Source organism: Pandoraea pnomenusa, from assembly GCF_040391475.1.
GTDB classification, from domain to species: domain Bacteria; phylum Pseudomonadota; class Gammaproteobacteria; order Burkholderiales; family Burkholderiaceae; genus Pandoraea; species Pandoraea pnomenusa_C.
In genome coordinates, this window is the sequence record NZ_JBEBXS010000006.1 from 1 (window position 1) to 25,423 (window position 25,423).

At 64.1% G+C, this 25,423-nt stretch carries 21 protein-coding genes and 1 pseudogene; 15 read left to right on the plus strand and 7 right to left on the minus strand.

Annotated features, from left to right (window positions below; all coding sequences use genetic code 11):
* The 10 genes and pseudogenes from ABWO90_RS08345 to ABWO90_RS08390 form a co-directional block, all read left to right on the plus strand.
* Positions 1-390: pseudogene (locus ABWO90_RS08345) on the plus strand (glutamine synthetase); the annotation flags it as partial.
* Positions 391-494: 104 nt separating this feature from the next.
* Complete coding sequence (locus ABWO90_RS08350; RefSeq protein ID WP_353190751.1) at positions 495-1,883, plus strand: aldehyde dehydrogenase family protein; 1,389 nt, start codon at positions 495-497, stop codon at positions 1,881-1,883.
* A gap of 36 nt (positions 1,884-1,919) precedes the next feature.
* Entirely contained in the window at positions 1,920-3,083 is a 1,164-nt protein-coding gene (locus ABWO90_RS08355; protein WP_353190752.1) for an iron-containing alcohol dehydrogenase, read from the plus strand.
* Positions 3,084-3,092: 9 nt separating this feature from the next.
* Positions 3,093-4,550 carry a M81 family metallopeptidase gene (locus tag ABWO90_RS08360; protein ID WP_353190753.1) on the plus strand — a complete coding sequence of 486 codons (1,458 nt, stop codon included), beginning with the start codon at positions 3,093-3,095 and terminating at the stop codon, positions 4,548-4,550.
* A gap of 187 nt (positions 4,551-4,737) precedes the next feature.
* Entirely contained in the window at positions 4,738-6,243 is a 1,506-nt protein-coding gene (locus ABWO90_RS08365) for an amidase (protein WP_353190754.1), read from the plus strand.
* A gap of 45 nt (positions 6,244-6,288) precedes the next feature.
* Positions 6,289-7,608, plus strand: a complete 1,320-nt coding sequence (locus ABWO90_RS08370; protein WP_353190755.1) for an MFS transporter — start codon at positions 6,289-6,291, stop codon at positions 7,606-7,608.
* 168 nt (positions 7,609-7,776) lie between these two features.
* Entirely contained in the window at positions 7,777-8,508 is a 732-nt protein-coding gene (locus tag ABWO90_RS08375; RefSeq protein WP_353190756.1) for an iron-containing redox enzyme family protein, read from the plus strand.
* Positions 8,509-8,602: 94 nt separating this feature from the next.
* Positions 8,603-10,057 carry an aldehyde dehydrogenase family protein gene (locus ABWO90_RS08380; RefSeq protein WP_353190757.1) on the plus strand — a complete coding sequence of 485 codons (1,455 nt, stop codon included), beginning with the start codon at positions 8,603-8,605 and terminating at the stop codon, positions 10,055-10,057.
* 33 nt (positions 10,058-10,090) lie between these two features.
* Positions 10,091-10,570, plus strand: coding sequence for a GlcG/HbpS family heme-binding protein (locus tag ABWO90_RS08385; RefSeq protein WP_353190758.1), 480 nt, complete (start codon positions 10,091-10,093; stop codon positions 10,568-10,570).
* A gap of 14 nt (positions 10,571-10,584) precedes the next feature.
* A complete protein-coding gene (locus ABWO90_RS08390; RefSeq protein ID WP_353190759.1) occupies positions 10,585-11,616 on the plus strand; it encodes a 2Fe-2S iron-sulfur cluster-binding protein in 1,032 nt (343 codons plus the stop codon).
* A gap of 65 nt (positions 11,617-11,681) precedes the next feature.
* On the opposite strand, the gene ABWO90_RS08395 is transcribed toward ABWO90_RS08390, so the two are convergent.
* Positions 11,682-12,611, minus strand: a complete 930-nt coding sequence (locus tag ABWO90_RS08395; RefSeq protein ID WP_353190760.1) for an ornithine cyclodeaminase family protein — start codon at positions 12,609-12,611, stop codon at positions 11,682-11,684.
* Positions 12,612-12,837: 226 nt separating this feature from the next.
* Between ABWO90_RS08395 and ABWO90_RS08400 the strand changes: the two genes are divergently transcribed.
* The 5 genes from ABWO90_RS08400 (at position 12,838) to ABWO90_RS08420 (ending at position 16,351) form a co-directional block, all read left to right on the plus strand.
* Positions 12,838-13,149 (plus strand): 2Fe-2S iron-sulfur cluster-binding protein, encoded by a 312-nt coding sequence (locus ABWO90_RS08400; RefSeq protein WP_353190761.1) that lies wholly within the window; start codon positions 12,838-12,840, stop codon positions 13,147-13,149.
* Positions 13,150-13,493: 344 nt separating this feature from the next.
* A complete protein-coding gene (locus ABWO90_RS08405; RefSeq protein ID WP_353190942.1) occupies positions 13,494-13,772 on the plus strand; it encodes a 2Fe-2S iron-sulfur cluster-binding protein in 279 nt (92 codons plus the stop codon).
* Positions 13,766-14,725, plus strand: a complete 960-nt coding sequence (locus ABWO90_RS08410; protein WP_353190762.1) for an alpha/beta hydrolase — start codon at positions 13,766-13,768, stop codon at positions 14,723-14,725. Before ABWO90_RS08405 ends, ABWO90_RS08410 begins: the two co-directional genes overlap by 7 nt.
* A 193-nt stretch (positions 14,726-14,918) precedes the next feature.
* On the plus strand, positions 14,919-15,593 hold the full coding sequence (locus ABWO90_RS08415) for a GntR family transcriptional regulator (RefSeq protein ID WP_502922574.1): 675 nt from the start codon (positions 14,919-14,921) through the stop codon (positions 15,591-15,593).
* 83 nt (positions 15,594-15,676) lie between these two features.
* The gene (locus tag ABWO90_RS08420) at positions 15,677-16,351 is read left to right on the plus strand and encodes a methyltransferase family protein (RefSeq protein WP_353190764.1); all 675 of its coding nucleotides are present in this window, start codon (positions 15,677-15,679) and stop codon (positions 16,349-16,351) included.
* Between the two features lie 23 nt (positions 16,352-16,374).
* On the opposite strand, the gene ABWO90_RS08425 is transcribed toward ABWO90_RS08420, so the two are convergent.
* The 6 genes from ABWO90_RS08425 to ABWO90_RS08450 all read right to left on the minus strand — a co-directional run bounded on the left by ABWO90_RS08425 (position 16,375) and on the right by ABWO90_RS08450 (position 25,417).
* Complete coding sequence (locus tag ABWO90_RS08425; RefSeq protein ID WP_502922580.1) at positions 16,375-18,750, minus strand: TonB-dependent receptor; 2,376 nt, start codon at positions 18,748-18,750, stop codon at positions 16,375-16,377.
* Positions 18,751-18,976: 226 nt separating this feature from the next.
* Positions 18,977-20,020 (minus strand): FecR family protein, encoded by a 1,044-nt coding sequence (locus tag ABWO90_RS08430; protein WP_353190765.1) that lies wholly within the window; start codon positions 20,018-20,020, stop codon positions 18,977-18,979.
* A gap of 102 nt (positions 20,021-20,122) precedes the next feature.
* A complete protein-coding gene (locus tag ABWO90_RS08435) occupies positions 20,123-20,620 on the minus strand; it encodes a sigma-70 family RNA polymerase sigma factor (protein ID WP_353190766.1) in 498 nt (165 codons plus the stop codon).
* A 199-nt stretch (positions 20,621-20,819) separates the two neighbouring features.
* Positions 20,820-21,500 carry a Fe2+-dependent dioxygenase gene (locus tag ABWO90_RS08440; RefSeq protein ID WP_353190767.1) on the minus strand — a complete coding sequence of 227 codons (681 nt, stop codon included), beginning with the start codon at positions 21,498-21,500 and terminating at the stop codon, positions 20,820-20,822.
* An 87-nt stretch (positions 21,501-21,587) separates the two neighbouring features.
* Positions 21,588-24,263 (minus strand): TonB-dependent receptor domain-containing protein, encoded by a 2,676-nt coding sequence (locus ABWO90_RS08445; RefSeq protein WP_353190768.1) that lies wholly within the window; start codon positions 24,261-24,263, stop codon positions 21,588-21,590.
* A 110-nt stretch (positions 24,264-24,373) separates the two neighbouring features.
* Positions 24,374-25,417: a FecR domain-containing protein gene (locus tag ABWO90_RS08450; protein ID WP_353190769.1), complete on the minus strand. Its 1,044-nt coding sequence runs from the start codon at positions 25,415-25,417 to the stop codon at positions 24,374-24,376.
* Positions 25,418-25,423 lie beyond the last annotated feature (6 nt).

Below are 25,423 nucleotides of genomic sequence, written 5' to 3' on the forward strand. Positions count from 1 at the left end.
TGGGGCATGGAGAATCGCACCACGGCGCTGCGTCTGATTCCCGGCACCGACAAGTCGCAGCGCGTGGAAGTGCGCATCGGGTCGGCGGACGCGAATCCGTACGTCGCGCTGTCCGCCGCGATCGGTGCCGGTCTGTACGGTATCGAGACGGGGTTGACGCCGCAGCCGATGGTGCAGGGCAACGCCTACACCCAGCAATTCCCGCCGGACCTGAAGCTGCCGAACACCCTGTGGGATGCGGCGCAGCGCCTGCGCGGCTCCGCTGCCGCGCGCACCTTGTTCGGTGACGCCTTCGTCGAGCACTTCGCGGCCACGCGAGAGTGGGAGGAGCGAGAGTTCCGGCGCCACGTCACCGACTGGGAGCTGGCGCGTTACTTCGAAATCATCTGAACCGCGAAACCGTTGCGAGTGGCGAGGCGGTCCGTTCGTTCCGATCGATTCGCGCGCCGCTCGCGTTGTCATGTCTCGACTTTCAGCCCTTCTGCCAGGCGCCCATGAAACAGGAACTCATTACTATCAGTCCCATTGACGGCCGGGAAATCGTGCGTCGTCCGTATGTCACCGAAGCCGACCTTGCGGCCATGCTGTCGCGCGCGCAGCAGGCGCAACGCGCCTGGCGGGCGCTGGCGCTCGGCGAGCGTCAGGCTCGCGTTGGCGCAGCAGTGGCGCGTTTTGTCGGAATGCGCGACGAGGTTGCACAGGCGATTACCCGTCAGATGGGGCGTCCCGTGCGCTACACCCCTGGCGAAGTGGACGGCTTCGCCGCCCGCGCGCGACACATGATCGAGATTGCCGAGACTGCGCTGGCCCCGGTGGCCGTGGCGCCTCAATCGGGCTTCACGCGCTACATCAAGCGTGAGCCCATTGGTGTGGTACTGACGATCGCGCCGTGGAATTACCCGTTGCTCACCGCCGTGAACAGCATCGTGCCGGCACTGGTCGCAGGCAATGCGGTGATTCTCAAGCACTCGGAGCAAACGCCGCTGTGTGCCGAGCTGATGCATCGTGCGTTCACCGAGGCGGGAATGCCGGACGGCGTCTTCCAGTTCGTCCATGCGAATCACGAGATGACGCAACGATTGATCGCCGCGCCGGAGATCGGTTACGTCTCGTTCACCGGGTCGGTCGGCGGCGGGCGCATGGTCGAGCAGACGGCGGCAGGGCGATTCATCGGTATCGGCCTCGAACTCGGCGGCAACGACCCGGCCTACGTGCGCGCCGACGCGAAACTCGATCATGCGGTCGAGACGCTCGTCGACGGCGCGTTCTTCAATTCGGGGCAATCGTGCTGCGGCATTCAGCGCATTTACGTGGCGCAATCGGTCTACGGTGCGTTCGTCGAACAGGCGGTAGCGCTCACCGAGCAATACGTGCTGGGCGACCCGATGGATCCCGCGACGACGCTTGGCCCGCTCGTGCGCGTGTCGGCGGCCGATGGCGTGCGCGCCATCCTCGCCGACGCCACCACTCGCGGCGCCCGCAATCTCGTGGATGCGCGTCGTTTCGAGGCGGCACGCGAAGGCACGGCGTACATGGCCCCGGCGTTGATGGTCGATGTCGACCACGGCATGACCTTGATGAACGATGAGTGCTTCGGCCCGGCAGTCGGCATCATGCCGGTCAAGGACGATGACGAGGCGATTCGTCGGATGAACGACAGCCCCTATGGCCTGACAGCGGCGGTCTTCACTTGTGACGAGGACGCAGCCGTGCGTATCGGTGAGCGTGTCGAGACGGGGACCTTCTTCATGAACCGGTGCGACTATCTCGACCCTGCGCTGGCGTGGACCGGCGTGAAGAACACGGGGCGCGGCGCATCGCTCTCGGTGATCGGCTACGAACATCTGACGCAACCGAAGTCCTTCCATCTGCGCTCACTCTGACGCGCCCGAACCGATTGCCTTGCCAAGGATGAGCTTATGAAACCCGCTTCCGTGAACTGGAATTACCCGACGTCGGTCAAGGTCGGCCCCGGGCGCGTGCGCGAATTGCCCGAGTGGTGCAAGAGCCTGGGGATGAAACGTCCGCTGCTGGTCACGGACCCTGGTCTTGCCAGCCTGCCGATGGTGGCGCAGGTGCGCGAGCACTGCAATGCCGCCGGGCTCGCGTGCGGACTGTTTCACGACATCAAGGGCAATCCCACGGGGGCCAACGTCGACGCAGGCACCCGGGCATTTCGCGATGGCCGGCACGATGGCGTCATTGCCTTCGGCGGCGGTTCGGCCCTCGATGCAGCGAAAGCGATTGCATTGATGGCCGGGCAGACGCGACCGTTGTGGGACTTCGAGGACGTCGGCGACAACTACTTGCGTGTGAACGTCGCGGGCATGGCGCCGGTCGTCGCCGTGCCGACAACGGCCGGCACGGGCTCGGAAGTCGGTCGCGCGTCCGTGATTACCGACGAGACCGCGCATGTGAAGCGCATTATCTTTCACGCACGCATGCTGCCTGCCGTCGTCATTCTGGATGCGGAACTGACCGTCGGATTACCGCCAAAGCTCACGGCAGCGACGGGCATGGATGCGCTGTCTCACAATCTCGAGGCTTACAGCTCGCCGTTCTATCACCCGATGGCCGCCGGCATTGCCGTGGAAGGCATGCGTCTGGTCAAGGACTACCTGCCGCAGGCCGTGCGTCATGGCGATGATCTGGAGGCGCGCCAGCAGATGCTCGTGGCGTCGGCCATGGGAGCGACGGCGTTTCAGCGCGGACTCGGCGCGATGCATGCGCTGGCGCATCCGCTGGGGGCGCTGTACGACGCGCATCACGGCATGCTCAATGCGATTCTGATGCCCTATGTGCTGCGGGCCAATGCGCCCGTCATCAGCGAGCGGATTGCAGCGCTCGCGCGCTACCTCGATTTGCCGTCGGCGACGTTCGACGGATTCCTCGACTGGGTATTGGCGCTGCGCGACTCGATCGGCATTCCGCATACGCTGGCCGAGATCGGCATCGGGGCCGAGGACGCCCAGCGCATCGGTGAAATGGCCGTGGCCGATGGATCTTCCGCCACCAATCCGATTGCGTTCGACGCCGACAGCTACGCCAAACTGCTGACAGCCGCCGTCCGGGGCACCCTGTAAGGACCCGTCATGGCCCGCATCGGTATCGGTGGTTTTCTTCACGAGACGAACACATTTGCGCTGAAGCCGACGCGTCTGACCGACTTCATTGCGGCTGACGCGTGGCCGGGGCTTCTCTGCGGCGACGAGATGTTCGAAGCATGCGCGGGCGTGAACCTGGCGCTTTCCGGCTTTGTCGAGGCGAGCGCAGGGCAAAGCCTGGTGCCGCTGGTCTGGTGCTCGGCGAATCCGGGCGGGCCGGTCACCGAAGACGCCTTCGAGGCGGTGGCGTTGATGTTGTCGCTGGCCATTCGCGACGCGGGTCCCCTCGACGCGCTATTCCTGGATTTGCACGGCGCCATGGTGTGTGAACATCTGAACGACGGGGAAGGGGATTTGTTGAGACGTCTGCGTCGCCAGATCGGTGCGGATGTGCCGATCGTCGCCGCGCTCGACTTCCACGCGAACGTGAGCGACGCCATGTGCCGGGAGGCGGACGTTCTGGTGCCGTATCGCACGTATCCTCACGTCGACATGGCCGATACGGGCCGGCGTGCGGCACAGATCATGCGACGCCTCCTGACCGGCCAGCGGCCGGCGAAGGCATGGCGGCAACTGCCATTCCTGATTCCGATGCAATGGCAGAGTACGCTCGCCGAACCGGCGGCATCGCTCATGGCGCAAGCCCGGACGATGAGCGATGCGCCAGGCACGTGGCTCGCAGCACTGGTGCCGGGATTTCCGCTGGCGGACGTACCGGATTCCAGTCCCAGCGTGCTGGTCTACGCTGACGAAGCGGGCGCGGCGGATCTCGCGGCGGCGTCGCTCGCGGAGGCCGTCGAGGGGCAGCGGGAGGCTTTTGGCGGTGTCCTGCATTCGCCGTCGGAGGCGGCAGCAATTGCGAAGCGCCACGACGGTGCGGGCGCAATCATTCTGGCGGATACACAAGACAACCCCGGCGGTGGCGCCGCAGGCGATACGACCGATCTGTTGCACGCACTGGTGCGCGAAGACGTCAGCAACGCATTGGCTGGCGTCGTATGCGATGCGACGTTCGCGGCTGCGGCACATCGGGCAGGCGTTGGCGCGACACTGCAGTTGCCGTTGGGCGCGGCGAGCGGCATCGGTGCCGGACCGCTCGCCGCTGAATTCGACGTCGTCGCCTTGGGTGACGGTCAATTTGTGGGAACCGGGCCGTTCTACCTCGGTTGCCGGATGGATCTGGGCCCGATGGCCCGGGTCAGGACGGGCGGGCTCGAGATCGTCGTATCCAGCCGCAAGCAACAGGCTGCGGATCAGGCGATGTTCCGACATCTGGGCGCCGAACCGTCGGCCTATCGGATTCTGGTACTCAAGAGCTCCGTGCATTTTCGTGCCGACTTCTTGGCATTGGCTGGCGAAATATTGATGGTCGCGGCCCCCGGGGTGAATGTCGCCGACCTGCGCCAACTCGACTACCGACATCTCCGCAAGGGCGTGCGCGTCTGATCCCGGCCCCCGCCACGGGCGGCCAGCGCCGCCCGGACGCCGTATCCGTGCGCTCCGCCACGGGCTATGCCGTCACAAACCACACGGCGATTCCCCGCATCTCCGCAGAAACCCTGATCTGTAATTGACTTGACAGCGACAATTTGTCCATCGATGGTATACAGAATACTGAAACGGGTTCTCCACCATGACAAATCCTGCTGTCGAGTCGCTCGACGACGATATCGCATCTTGGCAGTCGCCCGGCGCCCCGCAGTGGCGTTACGCCACGCTCACCGCCGCACAGGCAGCGTTGCGGCGTCGTGAAGTGACCTCGGAGGCACTGGTGTCGGCCTGTGAGTCGGCGTGGCGCCGCGCGAACCCGAAGCTTAACGCGGTCGTCGTCAGTGATTTCGAACGGGCTTATACGGTTGCGCGGCAGTGCGACGCCGAATTGCGCGCAGGCCTGGTGCGCGGGCCGCTGCATGGCATTCCGTTCACGATCAAGGAGTCGTTCGATGTCAAAGGGTGGCCCACGACCGTGGGTGATCCGGCGTTCACGGACAATGTCGCGACTCAACATGCCACGGTCGTGCAGCGCCTCGTTGACGCGGGGGCGATCCTGCTCGGGAAGACCAATGTCCCGATCTGGCTGCGCGACTGGCAAAGCTACAACGACGTCTACGGCACCACGCGCAACCCCCACGACCCGGGGCGCACGCCCGGCGGATCATCGGGCGGCAGCGCCGCCGCTGTCTCGACCGGCATGGCCTTTTTCGACGTCGGCTCCGACATCGGTTCCTCGGTTCGCAATCCCGCGCATTATTGCGGCATCTTTTCGCACAAGAGCACGCACGGCCTGGTGCCGCTCGACGGGCATGGGTTGCCCGGCGGCGTGACGCTCCCGGATATCAATGTGGCAGGCCCCCTGGCGCGCAGCGCGGCGGACCTCGAAACGGTGCTCTCGGCGATTGCCGGACCGTCGGCCGACGCGGCTTGTGCCGTGCGCTTCGAGCTACCGCCATGCCACGCGACCGACCTGCGCCAGATCCGGTTCGGGATTCTCGCCAACCACCCGATTGCCGACGTCGACGCCGAGGTGGAGCAGTGCATCGTTGACCTGGGACGCGTGCTCGAAGCGCGTGGGGCGCAAGTGGTGTGGGACGCCCGTCCGTCGCTCGACGCCGCCGAGCTGATGCGGGTCTACACGCTGATGCTACGTGCCTCCACCTGCGGCTATCTGGGCGACGACGCCTTCGAAGCTGCGGTGACGGCCGCAGCACAGGCCGACGCCGACGATATGCGCTACGCGTCGCTCCAGTATGCGGGCGCCGTGATGCGGCATCGCGACTGGCTCAGGTTGCAACCGGCGCGCGAGCGCTTCGCGGCGGCGTGGCGCGAACTGTTCGAGCGTGTCGATGTGTTGCTGTGCCCGGTGGCTGCGACGCCCGCATTCCCCCTGAACGAGGAGGGCGCGCCGTGGCAGCGCACGCTCGAGGTCAACGGCCGCGCACAGCCGCTCACCACACAGCTTTTCTGGGCCGGACACTCCGGTCTGTGCGGCTTGCCCTCGACCGTCGCGCCCGCAGGACGCACGGCACAAGGGCTCCCCGTGGGCGTTCAGATCGTGGCGCCGCTGTATCACGACCTGCGCTCGATCCATGTAGCCAGATTGCTTGAAGCCGCCGGCTACGCCTTCGCACCACCCGCCTGACGCATCGCCCCACAAAACCCACGACCCACCAAGGAGGACACCTTCATGTCCTGGCTCAGTTCACTGTCACGAAACGAGAAGCGTGCCTTCGCGGGCACCTTCATCGGCCATACGGTCGATGTGTACGACTTCATGATCTATTCCTTCCTCATCCCGGTGCTGCTCACCACCTGGAACATGAGCAAGGCCACCGCCGGCAGTATCGTCACCTATACGCTGATTGCATCGCTCGTGGGCGCCATCGGTGCCGGGCTGCTCGCCGACCGCTACGGCCGGGTGCGTATCCTGCGCTGGACCATCGCCATCTTCGCGCTGGCGTGTTTCGGCTGCGGGCTGACGAACTCGCCCACGCAACTGGCCGTCATGCGCGTGATCCAGGGCCTCGGCTTCGGCGGCGAATCGTCGCTGTGCATGGTGTTGGTCATGGAGACGATTCGTAACCCGGCGCATCGCGGGAAGTTCTCCGGCTTTACGGCAAGCAGCTATTCGTTCGGCTGGGCGCTGGCCGCACTGGCTTACAGCGCGATCTTCAACTGGCTGCCGCCCGAACTGGCTTGGCGCGTGTGCCTGTTCATCGGCGTGGCACCGGCACTGATGGTGATCTGGCTGCGTCGCAATCTTGAAGAGCCCGAGGCCTTTACGCGCACGATGGCCGAGCGCCGCCAGACCAGTCCGCTCAAGACCATGCGCGGCGTGTTCAGCGGCCGGCTTGCCGCTCGCACCCTCTGGTGCAGTCTGCTTTCCGGCGGCATGCTCGGCTCGTACTACGCGATCGCGACGTGGATGCCGACCTGGCTCAAGACCGAGCGCGGCATGTCGGTCTCCGGCACGGGAATGTGGCTGGCCATCACCATCGTCGGATCCCTCGTCGGATACGCCGTAGGGTCGTGGGCGACCGATAGACTCGGCCGCCGTCCGACCTACATTCTGTTCGCGGTCGGCGCGTTCGCGATGAGCATCGCCTACATGCTGATTCCAGCCCCCATGCCCGTGATGGTCGTGCTCGGCTTCCTGATGGGCGTACTGATGCAGGGAACGTTCGCCGGCGTGGCAGCGACGATCTCCGAGACGTATCCGCACGAGATTCGTGCGACCGGCTACGGTGTGGCCTACAACGCCGGACGCGTGATCGGCTCGGTGTTCCCGTTCATGGCGGGTTGGCTGGCCAGCGGACATACCACGCTGACGCTCGCGATTCCTATCGTTGCCGCCGTAGGGTATGGACTGGTCGTGATCGCGGCCATCATGCTGCCGGAAACGAACGGTATCAAGCTCGACGCCATCGAACCCGTCCATACGGGTGCTGACAGTTCACACGGCGTACACGCTGCTGTTCCCGGCGCTATCGGCCGCGCTGCCGACTGATTTCCCGCTTTCCTGTTCTGCTTTCGCGGCACGCGCCCCAACCGCAATTTGTTGTATTGGCATTTTCGTTAAAACTGTATACAGTGTACCGAAATGACAAATCGAACCCGCTTCGCAGCGACCGACACCGACGAAGCGGGTCATCCACCTGGAACCAAGGAGCAAGACATGGCTGACCTGATGGACCGCGAAACCTTCCGCGCGGCACTCGAAGAAGCAATCAAGGGCAAGAGCGCGAACAAGGCGCCGTTCAGCATTGCGTGGGCGAGCGGCAAGCTCTCGCGCGCTCACCTCGCACGCTGGGCGGAGAACCACTACCACTATGTCGGGCCGTTCGCCGACTACCTCGGCTATTTGTACGCCCGCACGCCTGACCACATGACCGAGGCCAAGGACTTCCTGCTGGCGAACATGTACGAAGAGGAAATCGGCGGCGACCGCCACACCGATCTGCTGATCCGTTTTGCCGAAGCCTGCGGCACGACGCGCGAGCGCGTGGTCAACCCGGACAACATGTCGCCGACCACTCGCGGACTGCAAAGCTGGTGCTACGCAGTGGCAATGCGTGAGGACCCCGTGGTGGCCGTGGCCGGGCTGGTGGTCGGGCTGGAGTCGCAAGTGCCGTCGATCTACCGCAAGCAAACGCCGACGCTGCGCGAGAAGTATCAGTTCACCGACGAGGAAGTCGAGTTCTTCGACCTGCATATCGTCTCCGACGAGATTCACGGCGAGCGCGGCTACCAGATCGTGCTCGAGAACGCGAACACGCCGGAATTGCAGCAGCGTTGCCTGAAGATCTGCGAGATCGGCGCCCAGATGCGTCTGCTGTACACGACGGCGCTCTATTACGACTACGTCGAGAACGAAGTGCCGCTACCCGAGCTGGGACTGGCCGCCTGAGCGGCGATCTGCCGCGCCGCCGTCGAGATCCGCGGTGCTTTCACGGATCTCCCGGCGGCGCGGGTGTTGAAGACTTCTTGCAGGACGCAGCGTGATGACGACCGTTCCCACATTCCTGAATTACATCGACGGCGAATGGTGCGCGAGCCGCTCGGGCGCCACTTTCCAGAATCTGAATCCCGCCGACACGCGCGACGTCGTCGGTCTTTTCCAGGCGTCGGGGGAAGCCGATGCACAAGCCGCCGTGCGGGCGGCGGCCAACGCTTTCGGCGAATGGAAGCGCCTGTCGACGACCGCGCGCGCCAAAGTGCTGCTCAACGCGGCGGCTTATCTCGAACGTCACGCAGAACGTTTCGGGGAAGAACTGACGCGCGAAGAGGGAAAACAGAAAGCCCTCGCCAAGGACGAGTTCCTGCGCGCGGCGCAGACCCTTCGCTTTTACGCGCTGGAAGCGCAGTCGTATGGCGGTGAAACCTTCCCGAACGACGACGGCGACATGACGGTGTACACCGTGCGCGAGCCGCTGGGCGTGGTGACCGTAATTTCGCCGTGGAACTTCCCTGTCTCCATTCCCGCACGCAAGATCGCCCCGGCGCTCGTATGCGGCAATACCGTGGTGTTCAAGCCTGCGACCGATGCGCCGCTGAGCGGGCTGCGTCTCGCGGAGGCCTTTGTCGAAGCCGGGATTCCGAAGGGGGTGCTGAACTTCGTGACCGGCAGTGCTTCGGCCGTCGGCCCGACGCTGGTCGGTGCGCGCGAGGTCAGGGCCATTTCCTTTACCGGATCGACGACCGCCGGCGAGCAGATCCACCGGGCTGCATCGCTGTCCACGCGCACCCAGATGGAGCTGGGGGGCAAGAACCCGTTGATCGTGCTCGATGCGCGCGACATCGACCGCGCCGTCGACCTGACGATCAAAGGCGGCTTCTCGCTGACGGGGCAAGCGTGCACCGGCACCAGCCGCGTGCTGGTCGCGCGTGACATCCGGACGACGTTCGTCGAGCGCCTCGCAGCGAAGACGGCGTCGCTGAAGATTGGCAACGGGATGCAACCCGGCATCGACATCGGGCCGCTCGCCACGGCGGGGCAGTTGCGCACCGTGCTCGACTACGTCGAAATCGGCAAGCAGGAAGCCACGCTGGTGTGTGGCGGTGAGCATCTCACCCATGACGCCTACGCCCACGGTTATTTCGTGACGCCGGCGATCTTCTCGGAAGTGCCGCGCGATGCCCGTATTGCACGCGAAGAGATCTTCGGCCCGGTGATCGCCGTGATCGACGTCGACAGCTATGAGGATGCGATCGCCGTGGCGAACGACAGCGACTACGGCCTCGCTGCATCGCTGGTCACCCACGATGCCCGGCTGATGCATCGGTTCGCGAACGACATTGAAGCCGGCACCGTGAAGATCAACCGCACGACGACCGGCAATCTGATCAACGCACCGTTCGGCGGGCTCAAGCGCTCGAGTACCGCCACGTTCCGGGAGTCCGGGCGCGACGGTCTCGAGTTCTACCTCCAGATCAAGACGGTCTATCGCGGCGTCTGACGCGCCGACTCGAACACAACCTCGATATCCGACATGAAACCTTTCTTCAAACTTGAACTCGCCGAAGCCCGCCACATGATCGCCGCCGCCATTGCGCGCTCGCAGGAGATCGGTGTCCTCGAATCCATCTGTGTGGTCGACGAAGGCGGCTTTCCGCTGGCACTCGAGCGTATGGACGGCGGGCGCATTACCGGGCCGCAAATCGCCTGGAACAAAGCCTTCACGGCCGCCGGACACAAACGCTCCACGCATCTCTTCACCACGCCGCCCAACGGGCCGGCGTTGCCCGGCAATGAAGCGTTCGGTATTCAGTGGAGCTTCGAGGGACGCTTCGCCGCGTTCGTGGGCGGCTTTCCGATCGTGGTCGACAAACAGGTCGTCGGCGGCATCGGCCTGTCGGGCGGCAACGGCGAGCAGGATACGCAGGCCGGACTCGCAGGCCTCGCCGCGTTGCAATCGTTGTTGCTCGAGAGCGGACGCGAAGTGCTGGTGCAGCCCGATATCAAGCTTTGACGTGGAGGCGCCCCGTGAGCTACCGAATCACATGGATCGAAGCTGAGCGCAGCTTCGACGCGACACCTGACGAGACGGTGCTCGACGCGGCCCGGCGGGCAGGGGTGGTGCTGCCGTCCGAATGCGAGTTCGGCGGCTGCGGGACTTGCCGCGTCAAGCTCGCACAGGGGCAGGTCAGCTATGAAGACCTGCCTGACGCGCTCTCACCGGCGGAGGCCGAGGCGGGCTACGCGTTGTTGTGTCAGGCGCGTGCCTGCTCGGATCTGGCGATCAGCACGGAGCGCGTGCTCGAGGCCCCGACGGCGCCGCGTCGGCGCGAAGCGCGTGTGGTGCACGTGGAGGCGTTGGCGCCCGACGTCACCCGACTGGTGTTGGCGTTCAATGACGGTGAGCCCTGGGTGTTTCGCCCTGGTCAGTACCTGAACATCCTGCCCGGCGATACGGGGCCGCGTAGCTTCTCGATGGCGTCGTCGTTACCGGCAGACGACGCTCGCGGGGAAATCGAGCTTCACATCCGGCAGATCGACGGCGGACATTTCACCCAGACCCGTCTCGCAAAGCTGCGCCCTGGCGACAAGCTGGACATCGACGCGCCACTGGGCGGCTTCGGCTATCACGAAGAAGACTATCGGCCCATCGTCATGGTGGCGACAGGCACAGGAATCGCGCCGCTGCGCAGCATGCTCATGCAGATGCTGGCGAGCGGCGACACTCCGCCGATTGATCTGTATTGGGGCGGCCGTACGCTGGCGTCGCTATATCTGCACGACGAACTGACGGCGCTCGCGAGCCAGCATGCGGACTTCCGTTATGTACCGGTGCTCTCACGTGCGCACGACGAATGGGATGGGGCGAGAGGGTACGTGCAGGATGCCGTGCTGTCAGACCACCCCGATCTCGGCGAGCACGCGGTGTACCTGTGCGGGTCGCCTGCAATGATCTCCGACGCCAAGCAGGCGTTTGTGGCGAATGGCGCCAGTGTGCGGTATCTGTATGCGGACAGCTTTACGTTCCAGCACCCCGTGCCGGTGGACGCCGCGGCCTGATCGCACCCGAGTATGTCGCCGATGCGGGCAAAGCGGATCTCTTCGCTCTGCCCGCATCGTCCCGATCAATGAGCGCGCGCGATGAACGTGTTGTAGGCGAGTGCGGCGAGTGCCACGTCTTGCAGGCCAAAGCCCACGGCCTTGTATAGGATGATCTCGTCGTCACGCTGGCGTCCGGGCGTCATGCCCTCCAGCACGTCGCCCAGTTCGACGACCGAGTCCCAGTTCACCAGGCCCGGTGCGGCCAATATCAAATCTCCGGCTTCTTCGCGCGCCTGTTCGCGCAACTCGACGACGATGCGTGCTGCGCGGGCGACGGTGTTGTCGTCGGTTTCGCGCGTATGCGGCAGGCTGGAACCGATGGCCGCGACGAACGCACCGGGCGACAACGCCTGGCCATCGAACAACGGCATGCTCGAACGTGTGGCCGTGATGACGATGTCGGCGCCGTCCAGCGCTTGCGCCGCGCCAAGCGCCTTGGCGTGCATACCTTTCGCCCCGTAGGCGGCATTGAGAGACGCTGCAAGCTCGGCATCGCCTTCGATGCCCACGATACGCAGATCCGTGACGTCGGTGAACTGCGCGAGCGCGTGGGCATGTGCGGCCCCCTGAACGCCGGTGCCGAAGATCGCTGCCGTGCGCGCGTCTTCCCGGGCGAGTGCCTTCACTGCGAGCATCGTCGTTGCCGCAGTACGCAGGCGAGTGATGGCATTGGCATCCAGCGTCGCAAGGCATGCCCCGTCCGAAGCGCGGAACAGCACGATCACAAAGTTGAACTGCCCCCGGATCGTTGTGTAGACCTTGGCGCCTGCGACATCCGCGCCCGGAAGCACGGCGCCGAGCGTGGAGAGTTTGGTGCCTTGCGCTTCCGTTCGCACGCGACACTGTACCGCCGCAGCGCCTCGCGCCAGTTCGCGAAAGGCGTGCTCCAGTGCAGGAATTGCCTGTGGGAAGCGGATGAGTTCGTCGATCTGTGTATCGGTCAGGTGGATCATCGGTCGAGGTCCGTTCGGTCAATGGTGAGTATACGGTATACGAACGGTAGATTTTTCTCAAATTCCCTTGAAATGTGAGCGCGGGAAATCCCCTTATTTCGCCACATCTCCAACGGCGCCTTCGGATTTTATTTATTGTGGTATACAGTATTCATATATGCGATACACTGACGCAAAACCTGCCGGGGATACCAGCGCGGCGGTGATTCTGCAGAGAGGAGGAGGCATGCCAGTCGTCGTTTTCCGTAGTAATGGGCAGATGTACAAGGAAGAAGTAAAGGCGAATACCAATCTCGTGGTGCGTGCCGGGATCAAGCAGTTTCCCTTCCCGCACTTGCGCTACGAGTGCGGCATGGGCAAGTGCGCGCGCTGCGCCTGCCGCGTGCTGGCGGGTGGCGAGCATCTGCCCGCGCCGAACTGGAAAGAGAAGAAGCAACTGGGCGAACGACTCGACGAGGGATTCCGGCTGGCCTGTCAGTTGTGGATCGAGCAGGACATCGAACTGGCGCAGGACGACGAGCCGACGGCGGCGCTTTGAGCGCGGCACATCGTCAACGAGGACAACGCATGTACATCGTACTTACCAGCCGTCCGGGGCAGTACCGCAGCGAACCGACGCCCGGCATCACACCGATCGAAACGCATGATTATTTTTATGGCACGCGTCATGTCGCCGCGTTTGTCGTGGCGAAGCTCGACGGCCCATCCCGGGTGAAGATCATCGATGACGCCGATCCGGGCGCAGCCAATCTGGTACCGACGAAATTCTTCGAAACGTTCGAGAGCGTGGCGGGCGCCGTCGCGTCGCTGGCGTCGCTGGTCGGACACGACACAACACAGGCACGGCTCTGCCGTCGCGATGCCGAGACAACCGTCAGCAATATGGTTCAGATCACGTTCATTACGAATAATGGCAAGACCGTCGAGGCACCGCCCAACAGCAATCTCCTGCGTGTCTCGCTTCGGGAGAAGGGCGGCATTCCGTTCAAATGTGGTGGCGGATTATGCGGCACCTGCCGCTGTCGGGTGGAAGCCGGACGTGAGCACACAGACGACGTGAAGCAGAAGGAACGGCGCCATCTGAGCCCAGAAGATCTGGCCAACGGCTATCGCATGGCGTGCCAGACGTTCGTCAACGGCGATGTGAGCGTGTCATGGTGAGCTTGCCGGAAATTGCCTCGGGGCCGTTCTCGGCGTTGCCATTGGCCCGTCGGCGCGAAATGCTCGAACTCGGGCCGCGCTGGAACGACGACATCCTCGCCCATCGCAAAGCGGTCATCGACTGCTACACGCCGATTCTGGCGGCTGCCCCGAAGAGTCCGCACGTTGAGCGGGACGTGCCTTACGGCGAGCACGCACGGCAGGTATTGGACATTTTTGCCCCCGTGACGGATGGCACGGATGCCACCGCATTGCGCGAAGCCGTCGTGTTCGTTCACGGTGGTGCATTCGTGCGCGGCAACAAGAGCGTGAATGGCGAAGTCTACGACAACGTGTGCCATTGGTTCGCCCGTCAGGGCAGGGTGGCGATCAACGTCGAGTATCGCCTGGCCGATGAGGCCCCCTGGCCCGGCGGCGCACAGGACGTCAGGCAAGCGATCGACTGGATTCACGCGCATGCGGTGCGCCTGGGCATCGATACGTCTCGCATCTTCCTGATCGGCCATTCGGCGGGGGGTACGCATGCGGCAAGTTGCCTGTTCGACCCTGCGCTGACAGGTCCGGCAGCCCGACAGCGGTGCACGGTGGCCGGCTTGGTGTTGATCAGTGCGCGGCTGTTCGCCGACGTGGATCCGCGCAATCCCAACGCGCGGCCTGTACGTGCCTATTTCGGGGACGACGAAGCCCGGTACGTCGAGCGCTCGCCGTTGACCCACGGGGCGCATAACTCGCTGCCAACGATGATCGCGATCGCGGAATACGAAAACCGGTTTCTCGACGACTACGGTGCGGCGTTCTTTCAGACGCTATTGCGAGCACGGGGCGTAGCGCCGCGATTCGTACAGATGCGGGGGCACAATCACACATCCATCGTCGCGCATTTCAATTCCGGCGAGGATTGGCTCGGGCAGGAGATTCTGGCGTTCATGGGCGCAGTACCGCGTGTTGCCTGAGCCGACGGACGACAGCAGCGAAATCGGCGGTGCCGTGCGCAAGGGGCCTTGACCCTGCGCAACGATAGCGCCTTCCATATCGTGTACAGTCTACAAAATGCCGGCGCTGCGATAAAATGCGCCGGTTATGGGTGCCTTGGGCCGCGATGAAGGTCCGATGGCGCAGGACTGTCGGTTTGTGGAGAGTGGAATTATGGTGCGGGGAGCCACGGGGGCAAACGGTCGCGAGCCGATCATGCACCAGCAATTGTCGGACCTGGTGATCGCCCGTCTGCGCGAGTCCATCACGTCGGGCGCCTACAAGCCGGGCGATCGCCTTGTCGAAGGACGCATTGCACAGGAACTCGACGTCTCGCGCGTGCCCGTGCGAGAAGCCCTGCGCGCACTGGCCGTCGAGGGACTTGTGGAAGTCCGTCCGCGGCACGGTGCGGTGGTGGCCTCGTTCGACCCGGCATCGGCGCGTGAACTCGTGCAGATTCGCGCCACGCTGGAAGGGCTGAACGCGCGCCTCGCGGCGGAACATTGCACACCGGACCTCGTCAAGCGAATCGAAAAGGTGCTGCAGGAGGGGAACGCGAAGGTGGCGGCAGGAGAGACGGCCGGGCTGCTGGAACTGAATGCGCGTTTTCACGATCTGCTTTACTCGGCCGGGGCCAATGCGATGCTCGCCGAGCTGATGCGTTCGATGCGCGATCGCTCGCGCATGCTGTTCGTCAACGCCAGCGACGAAGAAGTGCGCATCACCTGGGAAGAGCACGCTGCGATCCTGCGGGCGGTGCAGTCGGGGGATGCGGCGTTCGCTGCGCTTCTCGCCGAACGCCATGTCACGCGCGCGGCACAGTACTACCTCGACAACATCGCGCGCTGAACCGGACAGCGATCCGCGCGTGGGCAGGCCGTGACATGCAGGCGTAAGCTGTCATCGTTACGCTCCACGCGACACGTTGCGAAATGCGGAATGCGACCACGACCCTGTGGCGCAATCTGGTGCTCGGCTACGGCCTGATTGCGCTCATCTTGTTCCTCTCGGCAGGCACGCTCCATTTCTGGCAGGCCTGGGTATTCCTGGCCGTCGGTGCCGTCACCAGCCTGCCGTTGACGCTATTCATCGTCAGGCATCCGTTGCTCGTTGAAAGCCGCGCCAGAGCTGGCCCTGGTGCAGAGCAGCGAGGCATTCAGAAAATCATCGTATGGGCGCTCATGCCGGTCTGGATCTCGGCGTTTGTCGTTCCCGGACTCGACCAGCGTTTCGGCTGGTCAGTCATGCCGCCTTCGATCAGCATCCTCGGTAACCTCCTGATACTGGCGAGCATGTGGCTGGTCTACCGCGTGTTCGAAGCCAATCCGTTCGGATCGGCGACCGTGGAAGTCACCGGGTCGCAGCGCGTGATTTCCACGGGACCGTACGCTGTCGTCCGTCACCCCATGTACTCGGGAGCGACGCTGTACTTCGTCGGCAGCGCGCTGGCCTTGGGCTCGTATTGGGCTTTGGTGCCTGCCACGCTGATGGGCTTGGGATTCGCCTGGCGCCTGCGCGACGAGGAACACTTTCTCGCAGCGCAATTGCCAGGCTACACCGCGTACTGCGCCAAGGTCCGCTGGCACCTGATACCGGGGATCTTCTGAAGGGAGCGCCGTCGGCGACTGGCTCACCAGCGGTGTTGATACGTGGCCGTGAGCGTGATCCCCGCGCCCGGCAGATGGCTCGTGTTGTTACTGTTGCGCATGAGCTGGCTGTAGAGCGGGTAATAGTAGCGATTGAACAGGTTCTGCACGCCGACGGTGGCGGTGTCGTTCTTTGTCAGCTCGTAGCGGCTGATCACGTCCACCGTGGTGTAGCTGGTGGCGTCCATCCGTCCGAAGCTGGCCATGCCGTTCAGGCGATAGTCACGCCCGGAAAAGTAAGTGACCTGAAGCCGGTTGCTCCACTTCGGCGTCGGTTTGAACTGCACGTAACCCGTTAGCTTGAGCGGCGGAATGCGGTAGCCGCTCATGTCCTGGCTGTTGGCCCCTTGCGGCGTTTCACGACCCTGCATCCACGTGAACGTGCCGCCGAGCCCCCAGCGTTCGTCTTCGGTCAGATAGTCCGCAGTGCCTTCCACACCGAAGATCTTTTCCGCCGTGCGCGTCAGGATGAGACCGTTGTTGAAACTCTGGACGTCGCCGAGATCCGACGTGGTGTAGAAGACGGCAAGCGAAGTGAGCGTGTTGCCGAACACGCCGCGCCAACCCAGTTCGTAATTGTTGGTCTTGACCGGGCGCAGATCCGAGGAATTGATGTCGAACCCCGGGCGCGCATTGCGAACCTGAACGCCAATGTCTGGAAGATTGAAACCCTGACTGAAGGCGGCATAGAACTCGTGCCCCTTGACCGGCGAATAGGTCACGCCAAGATTGCCGAGCAACGCGGTGTAGTTCGTCGTGCCACCTTTGACGCTCTGCGGATTGGCGACCTTCGACTGCGACAGGGGGACGAAATCGTTGAAGCTCGCCGTGGCGTATTGGTAGCGCAGGCCACCTTCCGTCGACCAATGGTCGTTGAACTTGTGCTGCAATTGCGCAAACCCGCCGAGGCTGCGGGTGGTGAGCGGCGGCAGATAGGTCGCCTGGCCGATCTTGCGGAAGACGCGTCCGCCGCTGGCGTCGTACAGCGCCGGGTCGAAGATGTCGAGCGGCATATCGCTCTTTTCCTGCTCGAAGTCCATCCCCCAGACAATACGGGTTTTCTTCTCGGCGCCGATGGGCGTCTTGATCGTCAGGCGGCTGCCGAAGACCGTCGAATCCTGCATGGTCTGGTCGACGTTGCCGCCGCGTGTCGCCACCGCACGGGCATCGAAGGGCGTAAAGCGCGTGAAGTAGTCGCGATAGTAGAACTGCGCAGACAACTGGCTGCCCAGCAGATCACGGTGCTCGTACTCCAGGTTGACGAGTGTGTTTCGCAGCTGATTCTGATCGTCGAGCTGCAAGCCGTCGATGCCACGCGCGGGCACGCTGCCGGCCGGCAGGCGCGCGACCGACGGATCGGATGCGTAACGTGTGTCCTGCGACGAATTGATGCGACTGACCGACAACTGGACACGCTGATCGGGCGCAAAACGCAGCCCGAGCTTGCCGCCGATGTTGTAGTTGTTCGACGAAAACAGGTCGCCCTGGCTCGGCTCGGGCGCGATGCGCTGACCGCGGGCATCGTAGGCATTGCCGATGCGGCGGCCGCCGACGTCGAACGCGTAGTCGAGCATGCCTGTGCTGCCGGAGAAGTGCTGCTGGATGTCGGCGCCGAGTCCGTCCGCGCGCAAGCGCGAGAGCGGCGAGCTTAGCGACACCGTCGTGTCGGCCTTGGGTTCCCCCCCCGCCGGTCGGGTCGTGATGGACACGATACCGCCGGTGGCGCCGCCGCCATAAATGGAACTACTGCCGCGCAAAACTTCCACGCGCTCGACCAGCGCCGGATCGATGTTGGCCAGATTGCGGGAGGAGTCGCGGTTGGTATTGAGCGGCACGCCGTCGAGCAGCACGAGCATGCCGCGCCCGCGCAGCGTCTGTCCGTAGTCCGTCACCGTGCGGCTGGAGTCGGCCATGCCCGGCACCACCTTGGCGAGTACCGTCGCGAGGCTGTCCGACGCCGTCTTGAGCTCGTCGAGTTCGGCACGCTCGATCACCGTAACCTGACGCGTCGGGCGCACCAGGTCGCTCGTCGTGCGCGACGCCGTAATCTCTACCGGCGCGAGTGCCAGCGAGTTCACCGGCTCGCTGGGCGAAGCTTCCGCCTTGCTCGACGTGGCAGAAACCAGCACGTATCCCTGATTCCCGCTGCGGCGAAATACGATGCCGGTGCCCTGAAGTAGCGCTGACAAGGCGGCCTCAGGCGACATCGAACCGCGCACCGCGGGCGATGTCTTGCCGCGCACGAGGTCCGGCGTGAAGAACAGCTGCAAATTGGCTTGGCGTCCGAACTGGACGAGGGCGTCCGACAGCGGCTGTGCGGCCAGACTGACGTCGATAGGTGTGCCTGCATTGGCAGACACACCGCCTGACGGCGTTTGCGCGAGCGCCTGCAGGGGCTGGCTGCTCAAAGCAGCGATGGCGGCGAGGAAGAGTGTCGACGCGGCCGTCCGCGGACGGTGCGACAGGGCATGGCGAGCGTGTGTAAAACCTTTCACGGCAATAGGTCTCTGTTCGATTTTTGATGGATTCGCAGCGCGATGAACGGTGCGAACTCTCAGAAGACGAATCAGCGACCAGAAACCTGAATTACTTCGACGAAATAGTGACGCTGCCGTTGGGGAGCGTCTGCAACCTGACCGGCAGGAACTCGGGCAGGGCGGCCAGCAGCGCGTCGGTGTCGTCGGCGCTGAAGACGCTGGTCAGTCGCAACCGGGCAGCGGCGCTGTCCGAAACCGTGACCGGCGCGCGCCGGTACCGAGAGACTTCCTCGACCACGTCGGCGAGCGTTGCGTTGCGAAAGATCAGCTTGCCGTCGCGCCATGCGAGCGCGGTGGTCAAATCCACCGGCTGCGCGGGGGCAACGGAGCCGTCCGCACGAACGGTGGTGCCGAGTGCGCGCGTGAGTGTCACGGACGATCGGGCCACAGTGGCGGCACTGGCCCCCGCATTCCCGTCTACCTTGACGGATCCCGACTCGACCGCGACCGAGACCCCGGTCGTCGCCCGGCGCACATCGAAGCGTGTTCCTGTCACGGTCACGCGCCCTGCGCCGGCGTCGACGACGAATGGACGCGCGGCGTTGTGGGCCACGGAAAACATGGCCTCGCCGCTGATCAAGGTGACGTCTCGCTGTTCGGGGGAATATCGAACGCGCAGATGCGTTCGCGTGCTCATTTCCACGGTCGTACCGTCGGCGAGCGTGAGGGTGCGCCGTTCTCCCGGACCTGTCGTGTATTCGTCCGCCGCGTGCGCGGTCGTCAGTGCAGGCGAGCGGGTCTGGACGATGTCCACGTTCTCGTCGGCGCGCCAACCCAAACGCACGATGCCGATCGATACCGCGAGCAGGCAGAGGCTCGCCCCGGCGATCCAGCGATAGGACTTCGACCCACGCCCGGCCGGTGTTGGGTCTCGTTGCCCGTCAGGCGCAGCCACCAACGCGCGCAATCGGTCAGCCGGAACCGCAGCCGCAGCCTGCCACACGCGCTCGAGCGCCGAGTACTCGGCACGGTGCGTCGGATCAGCCGCGAGCCAGGCGTCGCGCGCAGCCTGCTCCGAACCGGTGAGCCGACCGTCGAGCGTCTTGGCAAACCATTGCGCCGCCTCCTGGCGAATACGTTCAGCGGCGGGCATCGGACAAGGCGAGGAAGTTGGCGAAAGCGTCAGAACGCATCGGGCGAACGGATCGGTAAAGGGAGCGGGGGAGGCTGGATAGCGATGTCACGGTCGCAAGCATTACTGGGGCGCCAGTGGGCCGAGACGTTCGCGCAAGTGTTTCATCGCCCGAATCATATACTTCTCGACCATGTTTTTCGACAGGTCGAGACGGTCCGCGATTTCCTGCTGGCTCAAACCATCCAGCCGTTGCCAAACGAAGACTTGCCGGCATTTCAATGGCAGCTCGGCAAGCGCGGTTTCGATGGCGAGGGCAAGTTGCGCGGCGTGAACTTCTTCTTCGGGATTACCGGACGTGGCTTCGTGCAAGGCCAGCGCGTCGAGCGTGGTCTGTTCCCGGCCGCTGTCACGCCGGTAGCCGTCGATGGCGATATTGCGCGCGGTCTGATGCAGGTAGGCGCGCGGCTGCTCCGGTGGCGTTTCCAGCTCCAGCACCCGAAGCAATGAGTCCTGCGCCAGATCCTCCGCCTGATGACGATTGCTCAATTTGCCCGTCCATGTCCGGAGCAATTCGTCGTAGTAGGCAAATAGGCCGCGTGGGCGAGTGGACGCCGACATCACGCAAGCGAGACAGCCAATTCAGCGATGGCAGCGTGGCGTCCAGCGGGATAGCGCAAATTCGAAAGGCACACGGGCAGGCGAGCGGCGGGCACCGCAATGCACGGTGCCGAACCTATTTTCTTGAATGAGACTGATTATCATTTCAACGAAAAGGCACGTCAAGCGAGTTATCTCGTTGAGCGCGCGTTCGCGCCGATCAGCAGTCGGCGTGCAGCCGGAGCAGGTTGTGATAGGTGTTCGTGAGCGACAGCACGGCGGGATGGTCGTCGGGCATGGCCTGCCGAATCTGCATGATGGCCATGTCCAGTTCGTGCAGAATGCCGCGCTGCTCGTGCGAGCGCACGGTCGACTGGGTCCAGAAGAACGCCGCCAGGCGCGTGCCTCGCGTAATCGGGCTGATGCTGTGAATCGTGTCGGTGGGGTAGACGAGCAGGTCGCCCGCCTGAAGCTTGTACGTCTCCGTACTGTGCAGACGATGGATGACGAGTTCCCCGCCGTCGTACTCGTCCGGATCCGAGAGAAACAGGGTCGACGACAGATCGGCACGCATTCTCGGTGCGCCGGGCACGGTGTGGATCGCGCCATCGACGTGCGCCCCGTAGCTCATGCCGGTGTCGTAACGATTGAACATCGGGGAGCGCACACGTAACGGAATGGCGACCGAGTTGAACAAGGCGTTGCGTCCGAGTGCGCGCAGAATCAGGTCGCCCAGTTCCTCGTACGTCTGCGAATTGATCTGGATCTGCACGTTGCGCTTGACGTCGCGGGCCTGCTCGCCGGCACTCTCTTTGCCATCGACCCACGACGCCTTGCCGAGCACGTCGCGGCAATGCGCAAGCGCTTCGGGTGTCAGGACTTTGGGGATAGTGACGATCATGGGGGCCTCTCGTGCGTCTCGTTTTGAATCGCTTCGAATCACTGCGAAGGGGCCACCGACGGGGGTTTCCCGCCGATGGCCAACCGATTACATGGAAATACGGGTGCTGAGAATCACTGCGCGGCCCGCCGAGGGGATGGCGCGCGCCGTGTTCGCGTTCTCACCCGCGAAGTAGTTGTCGTAGTTGATGCGGTTCGCCAGGTTGTAGCCGTTGAGCGCCACGCGAACGTTCTTGTACTCCCAGGCGAGCATCGCGTCAAACGACAGGCTGAACGGCACCTTCGCCATCATGTCGTCACGAATGTACATGCCGTCGCGATACGTGAGGCCGCCGCCGACCATGAAGCGTCCGGGCAGTACCTTCGACCATTGCGGCGTCAGATCGTAAGTCGTCCACAACGTGGCCGAGTTGCGCGCTGCGCCCTGGACCGGATTGCCGATGTTGCTTCTGGTCGCCGAGTCGACGATCTCGCTGTGCAGCCACGCATAGCCGATGTAGGCCGTCCACTGCGGGGTGAGCTTGCCCGACAGGCCCAGCTCGACGCCGTAATAGCGTTCCTTGTTGCCGGTGGCCGTCAGGTTACCCGTGCCGTCATCGTAGTACGAGTTGTTCTTCTCCGTGCGGAACACGGCGCCCGACACGCCGAGACGTTCGCCGAGCAGGTCCACCTTGCCGCCGAGTTCGAGCGTCTTGGTCTTCTCGGGCGACAGGTCGCGGAGGTTGTTGCTGGCGGTCGTCACGCTATTCACGCCCAGCGGGTTCGCGTCGGCGGTAATCGATCCGGCCCACGGCGTGGTCGAGGCCCATCCATACGACAGGTAGTACGACTGTTGCGGCGTCGGCTCCCACATCAGGCTCAGGCGCGGGCTGATGAAGCTCGCGCTCGTGCTCACGTTGGACGCCTCGCTGCCACTGCTCAACGTGGAAAGGCGAGACGTTTGCGAGTAGTAGTCCCAGCGCACCGAGCCGAGAATCGACCACTCCGGCGTGAAATGGACACGATCGCTGGCGAACAACGCAACGTCCGTCAGCGTCGAGTCACGCACATCGTTCGTGCCGTTCGGATCGATGGCCACGATGTAGTTGCTCGACGAGGTGTTCGGACGCAGCAACGTGCCGGGGATCTTCGTCGTCGTGCCGGACATGTCGGGCTTCATGTACGCGTAAGCCTGGCGATGATCCGTCTGGTACGAGAAATCCAGGCCGAGACGCACGTCGTGCTTGAGCGCGGCCGTGTCGAACGCGGTTGCCAGCGTCGTCACGTTCTGGAAGCCCGTGGAACGTTGCGAGTAACGCGGCCCGCCGCCGGAACCGAGAATGATCGGGCCGTCGCCTGTCGTGAAGAAGGAATCGGCGCAGGCCTGATCGCAAGTCGCGGACGTTGAGCTGAACATGCGCTCGTAGTAACCGAAGCGCGTGTCGTTGCTGATCGAGGTCGTGTCGCTGATGCGGTGCTTGAGCAGCGACGTGAAGATGTCGGCCGTGGAGTGATCGCGGTCCGTATCCTTACCGTAATAATTCGAGCGGGGAACGCCGAAGGCCGAGGCGACGGGCTCACGCACCGCGGTCGCGGTGCGACCGATCAGCGGCTGCCCGTAGTCCGGGGTGCGCTTGTTGTCCTGATGGAAGTAGTTCAGGTACCAGGTGGTGGGCGTGGTCAGCCCTGCCGCGAACGACAGCGCCATGCCCCAGCGATCGGACTTCACGCCATCGCGATCGACGATGTTCTGGTCCTGGCGCATGGCGTTCACGCGCAAGGCCGTCGTGTCGCCCAACTGACGGTTGATATCCACCGTCTGCCGGTTCATCGGACCGTTGCCGAGCATCGCTTCGACCGATGCCGCGTTATCGAGATGCGCCAGCTTGGTCTCGCTGTTGATCACGCCACCGTTGGACCCCATGCCGAAATTCTCGGACGACGGCCCCTTGACCACGATCACCTGCTCGGTGTTGAACGTGTCGCGCACATAGACGCCGAAGTCGCGCAGCCCGTCGAGGAACGCATCGTTCTTGGTCGTCGCGCCGCGAATCCGGAACTGATCGCCGTTGGCCCCGCCATTCGCTTCACCGATGGCGACCGTGATGCCCGGCACATTGCGCAGTGCTTGTTCAAGCGTGGTCGCCTGCTGCTGTTGCATGACGTCCTGCGGCACGACGTTGACCACCTGCGGAATCTCGCGGATCGGTCCGGGCATGCGTGCGATGTTGGTCTCCGCGTGGAGCAGGTTGCCCGCGGCGAGGGGATCGGCGGTGACGTTCGACGGCGGCAGCGATGCCGCGAGCGCGTTGGAGTTTACCGTCGCCGTAGGCAGCAAGACGTGGCCCGCACTCGCGGCGCCATCGTTAGCGGCGACCTGTACGCCGTAGCTGCCGTCCGGCCAGCGGACCGCCTTCAGTCCGGAGCCACTCAGCAAGACGTTGAGCGCTTCTTCCGCCGTGTACTGGCCATTCACGCCCGCCGTCACTTTCCCGGCGGCCTGATCGGGCGTGAAGGACAGCAAGGCATTGGACGTGCTTGCCCAACGGTGCAGGGCGGGCGTGAGCGGACCCGCCGGAATGCTGTAAGTGCGAGCCGTGCTTTGCGAGGCCTTGTTCGTGGCGGTTTGCGCCACTGCGGGTGTGACAACGCCCCCGTACAGGGCGGCACTGCAGAGCGTTGCCGAAACGGCCAGCGTCACCGCCTGACGTTTCGGTGCCCGAGGCATCCCCGTGGATATGCGCGACCGGTTCCGGCCCTGGTTGTTGTTATGACTGCGTGACATGATCTGTTTACCTGAAAGAGATATCAAAAAATCCATCTTCATCAGGTAGGTGCCGCGAGAATCGAAATCGGGCAGATGTTTCTGAAAATAATTGCGGAATTGCCTGGGACTCAGTGAGACGCGTCGATCATCGTCCAGTACCGGGTCACGCTGCGAATGCGCACGGGGAGCACACGAGGCAACGACGCCAGAATGCGATCGGTGTCGGTGATGGGGAACGCGCCCGAGATGCGTAGATCGGCAACATCGGGGGACACGCGCACCACGCCGGTCCGATAGCGCGCGACTTCGTTGACGAATGCAGCGAGTGTCATGTTGTCGGCGACGATCTGGCCGTGGAGCCAGGCCGCCTGCGTGTCGCCGGACGGTTGAATCGGGCCGACGACGTCGTTCCGGAAGTCGACTTGTTCGCCTTGCCTGAGCGTTGTGGCAACGTGAGGTGTCTCGGCGGAACTGATGTCGACGCGCTCGCGCAGCACGACACAGCGGGTGTGGTCGGGATGCACGCGTGCCATGAAATCGGCACCGCTCGTGCGAATGACGCCGTGCTCGGTGACCAGTGCCAGCAGCGGCGCCTCGTTGGATCGGGCTGCGTGGCTTGCCATCCGCACACAGACCTGCCCCTGCAGCAATTCGATCTCACGTCGACCGTCGCGAAAGCGAGTGGAGACGGCGGTCTCGGTGTCGAGGAAAAGAGACGAACCGTCCCGCAGCCGCACCGACTTCGTCTCGCCTTTGCCTGTGCGGTAGTCGGCGGAAATCGCGAGCGCAATCTGGCTGCGGGTTGCGATGCCACCGGCGCCGAGCAGGAGTCCGGTGAGCGCGAGTCCCTTGACGACACTGCGGCGCCGCGCCCGATGCTCGCGTTCGGCGAGCGTGGGAGCATGCGGTGAGTAGGGCGTCAGGGTGCGGTAGGCACGCTCGACGTCGAGCTCACGAATCCTGCCGAACACGGATTCCACTTTTTCCCAAGCCACCCGATGCTCGCCCGACGCCCTGAGCCACGCGCTCCACTGCGCATGCTCGCGCTCACCGGCGTCGCCCGACTTGAGGACGGTGAACCATTCCACTGCCTGATCCAGCGCCGCGCGAGACGGCGGCACAGGGGGCAGGGTGGACGGGTGAGGGAAGGCGGAATCCTTCTGGGCCGGCATCGCGAT